Below are 9,214 nucleotides of genomic sequence, written 5' to 3'. Positions count from 1 at the left end.
TTCAAATATCCTGTTTACCACACGTTCTTCTGTCTCGCCCTCGACGATCAAGACCAGCTTCGGCTGAGGGTTCAATCCGTACTTATTTACGACATACTCCACATAGCGTCGCACGTCTTTTCTGATTGCAAGTTCTGGAATATGTGTGATTACGGTTCCGTGCACTTCATTCGGGGGCGGCAACTCTTCCCCATACAGATCTTGGTGGAGCCATCGAAGCATGAGCGCCCCCTCACGCAAGGTTTCGGCATGGAGGGCCTTACCTTTGAGTCGCATTCTTTGATCAAGCGAGACGAACTGGACGAGCCGATACCAGTTTTCCAACGGGTCCGCAAAAGCCTGCGTCCCTGCCAGCGTCTCGTATGCGTGCCGTAACTTCTCGCGCGTTAGGTCAAAAAGGACAGCGACCTTCCTTGCATCCCACGTTCTAGCCTCGTCTTCCCAGTCCCAGCTGAAGCCGTTGACACTGATCCAGTTATCAACAGACGCGCCGGCCCCCAAACGAACGGTTCGTAGATCCCCTTGAGCTTTTGGGTAGTAACGATTGGAGATGTACTGGCAGAGTAGCCCTATGGAACGGCGATATTCGTGCTGCCGAAGTCCGTCGGCGAGTGTTGTTGCGTCATCAAACCATCGATTAATGCCGCGTTCCCGCAATTTTTCAAAGGCGTCGGTCTCCTCAAGGTATGAATCCAAATGGACTTCGATCGCCATTTCATTCATGACAATGTCTAGGTACTCGATTTGAAAGATCGAGTAGTAACCTTCTTGGGAGTGGTCCGTAATGTCCGGGATTTGATGGCAGGCAGGAACCGTAGTGGTATCCCAAGCCCACCCCTTGTCAAACCAGTTGTTACCGTCGCGGATTGGGATGTTGAAGGAGTCTGTGTCTTCGTCGGGCGTACGTACGCGAAACAGCGGGGAGAACAAGCCAAGTCGCTCGAAACGAATCAATCGCTCCCGATCGATTCCAAGGCCGCGATCACCGCAGTAACGAATAAAGCTATCCGTCCCTAGCAGAGGACAGGCAAGGATTGCGCTCGCTTCGATGATTGCCCGCCCCGCATTCACGGGGAGAGACAGTAGATTGGTCGGGTTCTTGTATGCGAGTTTTTCCATCGTCGACTTTGAGGAGAGTGCACCGATTCTTTGGTTATCGCTCAAATCGAGCGTGCATCGCAACCTATAGGTTTTTGGGTCGGTGTATATACAATGTTGACACATCTTTCCGCGAGACGTATCATTGCTGTCAATGATATTGGACTCCACGGGGCGACTGCCATGCGCGTGCAAGTGAAAAAATGGGGCAACAGCGCGTCGGTGCGCATTCCGGCCGCGGTCATGCAGGCGGCGAATCTGAAACTGGACGCCGCGGTCGATGTGCGCGAGGAAGACGGGCGCATCGTCGTCGAGCCGCTGGGCGACGAGCATGGCGATCTCGATGCGTTGCTGGCGCGCATCACGCCGCAGAATCTGCATGGCGAATCGGATTTCGGCTCGCGCGTTGGCAAGGAATTGTTGTAGCCGTGCCGCGCTACGTGCCGGACGCCGGCGATGTCGTCTGGCTGCGCTTCGATCCGCAAGCGGGACACGAGCAAGCCGGGCATCGTCCGGCACTGGTGATCAGTCCGGCGGCGTACAACGGCAAGACGGGACTGATGCTGTGCTGTCCGCTGACGACCCAGGTCAAAGGCTACCCGTTCGAAGTGACGATAGCCGGCATGCGTGCAGGCGTGGCACTCGCCGACCAGGTGAAGAGCCTCGACTGGGTCGCGCGCAGAGCCTTGCGCAAGGGCAAAGCGTCTGCGTCGGAACTTTCTGAAGTACGCAAGAAGGCCATCGCGCTGATCGGCAAGCCTTGAGGCTCCGTTTTTGGAACGTTGTCAGTCATGAAAGCTCTCTGTTTCGACCACTTCGGCGGTCCCGAAGTATTGCAGTATCGCGATCTGCCCGATCCGATCGCGAGCGCGCAGCAGGCGTTGGTGCAGACGGCGGCGATCGGACTGAATTTCGCCGATGTATACCGGCGCAACGGCAATTATCACTTGCAGGGCAAGCCGCCGTTTATCGCGGGTTACGAGGCCGCGGGCGTCGTCCTGGATGCGCCGGCCGACAGCGGTTTTCGTGTGGACCAGCGCGTGGGCTTTGCCGATATGCCGTTTGCCAATGCGCAGCGTGTTGCGGTGGATGTCGACAAGCTGATTCCGCTGCCTGACGACATTTCATTCGAGACGGCCGCAGCGGTGTTGCTGCAAGGCCTGACCGCACAGTATTTGGTGCGCGACAGCCACGCGGTGCGCGCCGGTGAAAGCGTGCTCGTGCACGCAGCGGCAGGTGGTGTCGGCTTGCTGCTTACGCAACTGTGTGGCGTGCTCGGTGCGCGAGTGATCGGCTTGACCTCGAGTGCGGCGAAGGTGCAGCAAGTGCTCGACGCCGGTGCGCACGCCGCAGCGCGCTATGACGAGGACTGGGTCGCCGCGGCGCGGGCATTCGGCAAGGGCGGTGTGGATGTGGTTTACGACTCCGTTGGTGCGACGCTGGCGCAGAGTCTTGCCGCGGCGCGCACCGGCGGCCACGTCGTGTTTTTCGGTATGGCCGGCGGCGATCCCGCGCCCGTGGATCCGCGCATGCTGATGGACACATCGAAGAGCCTCACAGGCGGCGACTTGTGGAATGTGCTGACCAGTGCCGCTGAGCGCTGCCGCCGCGCTGCCGACCTGTTCGGCTGGGTGCGCGAGGGCAAGCTCAAGGTGCACATCGACTCGCGTTTTGCGCTCGCCGACGGTGCGAGTGCACATGCCAGGCTGGAGAGCCGGGCGTCGAGTGGAAAGGTGTTGCTGATTCCTTGAAGCGCTGGGCAGGCGAATTTGCAAAAGGTCCAGCTGCTCGTCATTCCGGCTTTCGCCGAGATGACGAATTGTTTTGACCATCCCTAAGCTCCAAAGCGGTCAAGTCACTGCGCCGCAAGATGCAATTTCTCGCGCAGCATCGCTTCGACTTTTTCCGGCGCATCGCCGCCGACTCGCCGATAGACGATGTCGCCTTTCTGATCGACCAGGAACAGGCCGGGCGTGCCCTTGACCGCATATAGATCGGCGATCGCGTCGCCATCGCGCACCAGGGTGAAGGTCTGTTTACGCTCGCGCAGCTCGGCAACCGGATCGCCGTCGTCCTTGATATCGATCGCGTAGACGTCGAGATGGTCGCGGCCCGCGGCATCGTATACTTTTTGTAGATACGGCATGAGCGCCTTGCAGTATGGGCACCATGTCGCCCAGAACAGCAGCAGCGCCGGACGCTGCAGTTTGTCCGGATCGAAACGTATCGGTTTGCCGTCGGCTCCCGTGCCTTGCCATGCGATGGCGCGCTGCTGTGCGACGGCCGGGCTCGCCAGCAGGGTGAAAATCAGAACCATCAGGATGACGACGCGGTATTTCATCGCTTGCTCCACATTAGCTGCCTCTCAGACCGGACGTGTGCGGGAAATCTTGCGCACGCCACACTGGGAACGGCGATTATTTCGCCGCGTTCTGCGGCGCGCGCAGACGATCGACTGCCGGCGCTATTTGCTGCGGATCGAATACCGGCAGCGAGCAGGCGTTGCCGGTGCAAGCGAACGCCGCCGCCTTGGCAAGCTTGGGATAGGTCACGTCCGGATTGGGCAGCGGCCCCTCGCGTCGATCCCACCAGTCCACGCGCAGATAGTCGGCCGGATAGCGCAACGCGGACACCTGCAAGGCTTGCGCAGCAGCATCGTCCTTGGCGCCGACCACCGCAATGTGGATCGGTTCGTGGGAGAGCTCGCGGTCGGCGAGAAGCAGGCCTGGCAGAAACGGTCGCGACTGCAGTACCGCGGGCGCAGCGGCAAAGTGCATGGCATGTTCGCCGATGCCGCGGTCGCGCTCGCTGCCGGTGATGCGATAGGCGAGATTGGCCGCGCGCGCCAGCGCGATATTCTCATCGACGATGCGCAATGGCTTGGCGAATACCCCCGCGGCGTTTTTCGGCGCCGGCGCGGTAACGTATCCGGCATCCGCGGCGCGGTTGTGCGCTTCGATGAAGCCCAGCGTGGCCTCGGCCCGGGTCAGCCAGTCGCGCTTGCCGGACGAGCGATACAGGTCGAGCAGGGCCTGCGCCATCGCAATATTGTCCGCCAGATACGGGCCCGCGCTGTCCTTTTCCCCATGTGCGAATCCGCCACCGGGCAAGGTGCGATGGGCGAGTATCCATGCGGCCGCGCGTTCGGCGAAGGTCAACGCCTGCGCATCGCCGAGGCTGTCGTGCACACGGCACAGGGCCGCAATCGCCCAGGCGTTTTCGCGCGTATACAAATGCCGGTCGATGCGTGGCAGACCCAGCTTGCGGCGCGCGCCATCGTTCAGCGCGTAATACTTGTGGCCATCGACATCGCGACTCAGGTCCGCGTCCTGGCTGACGTAAAACGCACCCTCCGGCGACAGCAGAAAGTTTGTGAGGTAATGCTCGATCAGACGCGCCGCATCCAGATATTTTTGTTCATGCCAGGTCGCATAAGCGAGCGTATACAGGCGCAGATCGTCGGCCTGGAACGACATGATTTTTTCAAAATGCGGCGACGTCCAGCCCGGCCCGATGGAATACTGATAGACACCACCCCAGACCGGATCGATCAGACCGATATTCAAATCCAGCGTCTGCCGCAGCATCTTCTGCGCGCCGGCGTCGCCGTCTTGCGCCAGGGCGAGCGCAAGCTCCGCGGCCTGCGCGTCGACATAACGCTGGCCATCGCCCCAGCCGCCATTCTTGGCGTCGTACAGTGAGACGAAATCGTCGCCCAGCGGCTTGCGCTGCTCCGCCGTCAAGCTGGATGCCGTTGCCGGTAGCACCTCATCGACATTTCCCACCGAGGGTCCCGGTGACGGATCGGCAACGATCGCCTTGAGCATCGACAGCATCTGTCGCGGCTCGATGTAGCCGCGGCGCTTGACGATCTCGCTGCCGTCGGCGGCGAACACGATCGTTGCCGGCCAACCCCAGTCGCCATAGCGCGCGGAGAAATCCGGGTTGGCGTCCTGATCGATCTTCAGCGCGACGTAGCTGTCGTTGAGGACCTTGCGCACATCGGCGTTGGCGTAGGTCTCGTGTTCCATGACGTGGCACCAATGGCACCACACGGCTTCCAGATCCAGAATCACGAAGCGGTGCTCGCGCCGCGCGAGCGCGAATGCTTCGTCGCTGGACGTATGCCACGTCAGTTCCTGCGCAGCGACGGCCGACACCGGGGGAAACACCGAGCATAAAAGCAGCAGCGCTGCCTGCCATAAGCGAGCGGACATAACAGCTCCAGGAAGAAACGGCGCCCCTGGCCTTATCGACCAGGGACGCCGACCACACGATCGCCACCACGGAGACGATCGTGTCGAACCGATTTCATTCACTCAGGCAACAGAAATTCCGTCACCCACTGGTCGTGGATCCATTGCTTGAGCAGTGTGGCGGCGTGCATTGCGACGCCGTCTTCCGCATGCCATTCGCACAGGACTTCGCACACGTCGGCGAAGGTTGCGCCGCTCTCGACCGCGTCGAGTGCAGCGGCTTCATCCGGCTGCGCGACCCGGTAGCGCACCGTGGTGTCGCGTCTCGACACGACCCAGGTTTGCGCTTCATCGAACTCGACCAAGGCGGGCAACGCTTCCTCGCGATCCTGCGCGCGGCGCAATGCGCCGACATTCCAGTGCAGGCTCAAACGGTGGACGGCGCCGTGCAGGCGCAGACGCAGATGCGGCCACTGTTCGGGCGCGAGCGTTTCCAAGGCGGAAGCCTGCACGGGCGCTTCGTCGGCCGCGTCGAAACTCAGACCGAAGGTCCATTCGAACTGCGCCATTTCGGCAAGTGCCGGCGTGTCGCACCAAGGCGAGGTCGTGCGGATGAATTCCGCGAATCGTTTTCCGTACCAGCGCACGTTGTAGTGATTCGAAGGTGTTGCGCGGACGTAGGCGTCGGCCAACTGCGCAAAATCCTCGGCGCCGGTCAGCGCACGCAGACCGGGGAAGTCGTTGCCAAGCACCTCCGCCAGGCGCGCACCGTAGGCGTAGGCGTAAACCTCCAAACGTGTCGGGGCATCGGCTGCGCTGGTGGCGACCACCGAACGCACAAGCTTGACGTTGTCGCGCCGGCTCAATACATAGGCCTGGAAATCGCGCTGCAGGCCGGCGAGCGCGTTCACGCCGCTGCCTGCAGGATCGGCCGGGCGATGCGGCGCGCGGTATCGAGTTCGGCGAGCAGATCGGCCAGCGGCGGGATGTGATCGTCGCGTTCGATCATCGTCGACACCGGTCCGAAACGGCGGATCGCCGCCGCGTACAAATCCCAAACCGGATCGATGATCGGCGCGTCGTGCGTGTCGATGATAAGCGCGCCCTGATTTTCGTGGCCGGCAAGATGGATCTGCTGCACGCGATCGACGGGAATGCCGTCGAGATACTTCTGCGGATCGAAGCCGTGGTTGTGTCCGCTCACATAGATATTGTTGACGTCGAGCAGGATCAGGCAGTCGGCGCGCACGGCGATTTCGGCAAGGAATTCCCACTCGGTCAAACTCGAGTCGTGGAATTCGACGTAGCTGGAAACGTTTTCCAGAAGAATGCGTCGTCCGAGATAATCCTGGACTTCGCGCACGCGCGCCGCGACGTGGTCGAGCGCCTCTTCCGTGTACGGCAGCGGCATCAGGTCGTGCAGATTCGTGTTGTGCACGCCGGTCCAGCACAGATGGTCGGAGATCCACGCCGGCGACACGGTGACCGCGAGTTGGCGCAGACGCGCCAGATAATCGCGGTTAAGCGGGGCGGAGCTGCCGATCGACAACGACACGCCGTGCATCACCAGCGGATAGCGCGCGCGCATGCGTTCCAGATAGCGCAGCGGGCGCCCGCCCGGAATCATGTAGTTTTCGGAAAGAACCTCAAGCCAGTCGATATCCGGCTCGTTGTCGAGAATTTCTTCGTAGTGATCCACACGCAACCCGAGCCCGAAACCGAGCGGCGGATAGGTGAGGCTGGAATTGGATTGCGTCATCGCGGCGGGCAACCCGGGCAACCCAATCCTGTGAGCCGGATTGGGCTGCCGGGAATTGCGCGAAGCTTACTTCTTGGCTGCTGCCGCGTCCTGCGCCGACTTGCACGAAGCGTCATCTTTCTGCATCGTGAAACCGTGACCCTTGCATGCGTTCTGGCCCTTGCAGGAGTTGGCGGTGGTCTTGCACGCACCCGTTCCCTTGCAGGAAGACGAGTTGTCGCACTTCACTTTGGCATCGTCCCCGGCAAATGCCGGGCTGGCGCTGGCCATGGCGAACAAACCGGCGACAGCAGTCGCCAAAGCGATACCCTTGATTCCGTAAGCCTTCATAGAAAAACCCTCCGAGTGTGGTTGCATTCTTGCGTTGACGTCTACGCACATCCGCCATAGGCGTGATTTCACGCGTGGACGGCGAGATGACCGGCAACATGCGCCGCTTCTTTCATCGAGAATTTGACGCAGCTGCTTTTATCCGCGCGAGTATGATGCCCCCGTTCGGCGCTTTACGAAAGAGATAGCTGTTCTTGCCGGTCTTGACGCCCCGGGTACCCAAGATTCGTTTACGGCGCCGGCCAAGTGGCTGCGCCGCCACTTCATAAACCACCATTGAAGGAGTCATGAAAATGCCGCAATTTATTGCGTCCCGGTGTCAGGCGCTGCTGGACGTTCTTGGCCGCTTGAGCTGGCTTGCGCCATTGGTAGTACGCTTGTTTTTCGGCTATTTCTGGGCCGAGACCGGCTGGGCCAAGCTGCATAATCTGGACGGTGCGATCGAACGCTTCGTCGGCTGGGGAATTCCATTCCCTGCATTCAGCGCGACGTTTTCGGCAGGCGCCGAATTCCTCGGCGGGGTCTTCCTCATGCTCGGCCTGCTGACCCGGGTTACCTCGTTTGCGCTGATCATCAACATGATCGTCGCCATCGCGTTCGTGGCGATCAAGAACGTGCACGGCTTCGACGAATTCATCGAACTGGACGAGTTCGTCTACATGCTGATTTTTTTCTGGCTGATCATCGCCGGACCCGGGCCGGTGAGTCTGGACACCAGCGTCAATCGCTGGCTGGGAATTCGCTCCCCAAGCACGCGCTAGGCTGGCGGACGACGCGGCGGGGTACTCAAAACTCCGCCGAGCCCGGCACACGCGGATACGGAATCGCGTCGCGGATGTTGGACAAGCCGCAGATGTAGACCACCAGGCGCTCGAAGCCGAGACCGAAACCCGCGTGCGGCACCGTGCCGTAGCGGCGGAAGTCTCGATACCACTGGTAGTGCGCCGGGTCGAGCTTGAACTGCGCCATGCGCCGGTCGAGGTAATCCAGGCGCTCCTCGCGCTGCGAGCCGCCGATGATTTCGCCGATGCCGGGCGCGAGCACGTCCATTGCGGCGACGGTCTTGCCGTCGTCGTTGAGGCGCATGTAGAACGCCTTGATCGCTTCCGGATAATTCATCACCACGACCGGGCGGCCGACGTGTTTCTCGGTCAGGTAACGCTCGTGTTCGGTCTGCAGATCGTGACCCCATTCGACCGGGTATTCGAATTTCTGCCCGGACTTCTGCAGGATATTCACCGCCTCGGTGTAATCGATGCGCTCGAACGGTGCGTTGATGAAATTCTCCATGCGCTCGATGACGGTCTTTTCCTGGCGCTCGGCGAAAAATTTCATGTCGTCCATGCGCTCGCTGAGCACGGCCTTGAAGATGTACTTGAGGAAATCCTCGGCCAGCGTCGCGTCGTCGTTGAGGTCGGCGAATGCGATCTCCGGTTCGATCATCCAGAACTCGGCCAGATGGCGCGCGGTGTTGGAATTCTCGGCTCGGAAGGTCGGCCCGAATGTATACACCTTGCTTAGCGCCAGGCAATACGCCTCGACATTGAGCTGGCCGGAGACGGTGAGATAGGTCTCCTTGCCGAAGAAATCCTGATGCCAGTCGATCGCGCCCTTGTCGTCGCGTGGCAGGTTGACCAGATCGAGCGTCGACACGCGGAACATCTGTCCGGCACCCTCGGCGTCGCTCGCCGTGATGATCGGCGTGTTGATCCAGAAAAAATCGCGTTCGCTGAAATAGCGATGCACAGCCTGCGCGATGCAGTGGCGCACACGCGAAATCGCACCGAAGGTATTGGTGCGCGGGCGCAGATGCGCGACCTCGCGCAGGTAT

The 9,214-nt window shown here is 60.9% G+C and carries 11 protein-coding genes; 4 read left to right on the top strand and 7 right to left on the bottom strand.

The window, feature by feature from the left end; genetic code table 11:
* The coding region (locus tag VIE67_RS00055) for a hypothetical protein (RefSeq protein WP_332022180.1) at positions 1-1,119 on the bottom strand (1,119 nt) is incomplete at its 3' end.
* A 162-nt stretch (positions 1,120-1,281) separates the two neighbouring features.
* On the opposite strand from VIE67_RS00055, the gene VIE67_RS00050 reads away from it, so the two are divergent.
* The 3 genes from VIE67_RS00050 to VIE67_RS00040 are packed head-to-tail and all read left to right on the top strand — an operon-like array spanning position 1,282 to position 2,849.
* Positions 1,282-1,524: an AbrB/MazE/SpoVT family DNA-binding domain-containing protein gene (locus VIE67_RS00050; RefSeq protein ID WP_332022179.1), complete on the top strand. Its 243-nt coding sequence runs from the start codon at positions 1,282-1,284 to the stop codon at positions 1,522-1,524.
* 2 nt (positions 1,525-1,526) lie between these two features.
* Complete coding sequence (gene mazF / locus VIE67_RS00045) at positions 1,527-1,862, top strand: endoribonuclease MazF (RefSeq protein WP_332022178.1); 336 nt, start codon at positions 1,527-1,529, stop codon at positions 1,860-1,862.
* A 27-nt stretch (positions 1,863-1,889) separates the two neighbouring features.
* Positions 1,890-2,849 (top strand): quinone oxidoreductase family protein, encoded by a 960-nt coding sequence (locus VIE67_RS00040; protein WP_332022177.1) that lies wholly within the window; start codon positions 1,890-1,892, stop codon positions 2,847-2,849.
* A gap of 104 nt (positions 2,850-2,953) precedes the next feature.
* Here the strand turns inward: VIE67_RS00040 and VIE67_RS00035 are convergent, their stop codons facing one another.
* The 5 genes from VIE67_RS00035 to bufA2 all read right to left on the bottom strand — a co-directional run bounded on the left by VIE67_RS00035 (position 2,954) and on the right by bufA2 (position 7,455).
* On the bottom strand, positions 2,954-3,439 hold the full coding sequence (locus VIE67_RS00035; protein WP_332022176.1) for a TlpA family protein disulfide reductase: 486 nt from the start codon (positions 3,437-3,439) through the stop codon (positions 2,954-2,956).
* A 76-nt stretch (positions 3,440-3,515) separates the two neighbouring features.
* Positions 3,516-5,315 carry a thioredoxin domain-containing protein gene (locus VIE67_RS00030; protein WP_332022175.1) on the bottom strand — a complete coding sequence of 600 codons (1,800 nt, stop codon included), beginning with the start codon at positions 5,313-5,315 and terminating at the stop codon, positions 3,516-3,518.
* 98 nt (positions 5,316-5,413) lie between these two features.
* Positions 5,414-6,205 (bottom strand): HvfC/BufC N-terminal domain-containing protein, encoded by a 792-nt coding sequence (locus VIE67_RS00025; RefSeq protein WP_332022174.1) that lies wholly within the window; start codon positions 6,203-6,205, stop codon positions 5,414-5,416.
* A complete protein-coding gene (gene bufB, locus VIE67_RS00020) occupies positions 6,202-7,053 on the bottom strand; it encodes an MNIO family bufferin maturase (protein WP_332022173.1) in 852 nt (283 codons plus the stop codon). The genes VIE67_RS00025 and bufB overlap by 4 nt, the downstream gene beginning before the upstream one ends.
* 66 nt (positions 7,054-7,119) lie before the next feature.
* Complete coding sequence (bufA2, locus tag VIE67_RS00015; protein WP_332022172.1) at positions 7,120-7,455, bottom strand: BufA2 family periplasmic bufferin-type metallophore; 336 nt, start codon at positions 7,453-7,455, stop codon at positions 7,120-7,122.
* A gap of 221 nt (positions 7,456-7,676) precedes the next feature.
* Between bufA2 and VIE67_RS00010 the strand changes: the two genes are divergently transcribed.
* Entirely contained in the window at positions 7,677-8,144 is a 468-nt protein-coding gene (locus VIE67_RS00010) for a DoxX family protein (protein WP_332022171.1), read from the top strand.
* 25 nt (positions 8,145-8,169) lie between these two features.
* On the opposite strand, the gene asnS is transcribed toward VIE67_RS00010, so the two are convergent.
* On the bottom strand, positions 8,170-9,214 hold a 1,045-nt coding region (gene asnS / locus VIE67_RS00005; RefSeq protein WP_332022170.1), incomplete at its 5' end, for an asparagine--tRNA ligase.

Source organism: Rudaea sp., assembly GCF_036560865.1.
Lineage (GTDB): Bacteria > Pseudomonadota > Gammaproteobacteria > Xanthomonadales > Rhodanobacteraceae > Rudaea.
This window is presented reverse-complemented; position numbering and strand designations above follow the sequence as displayed.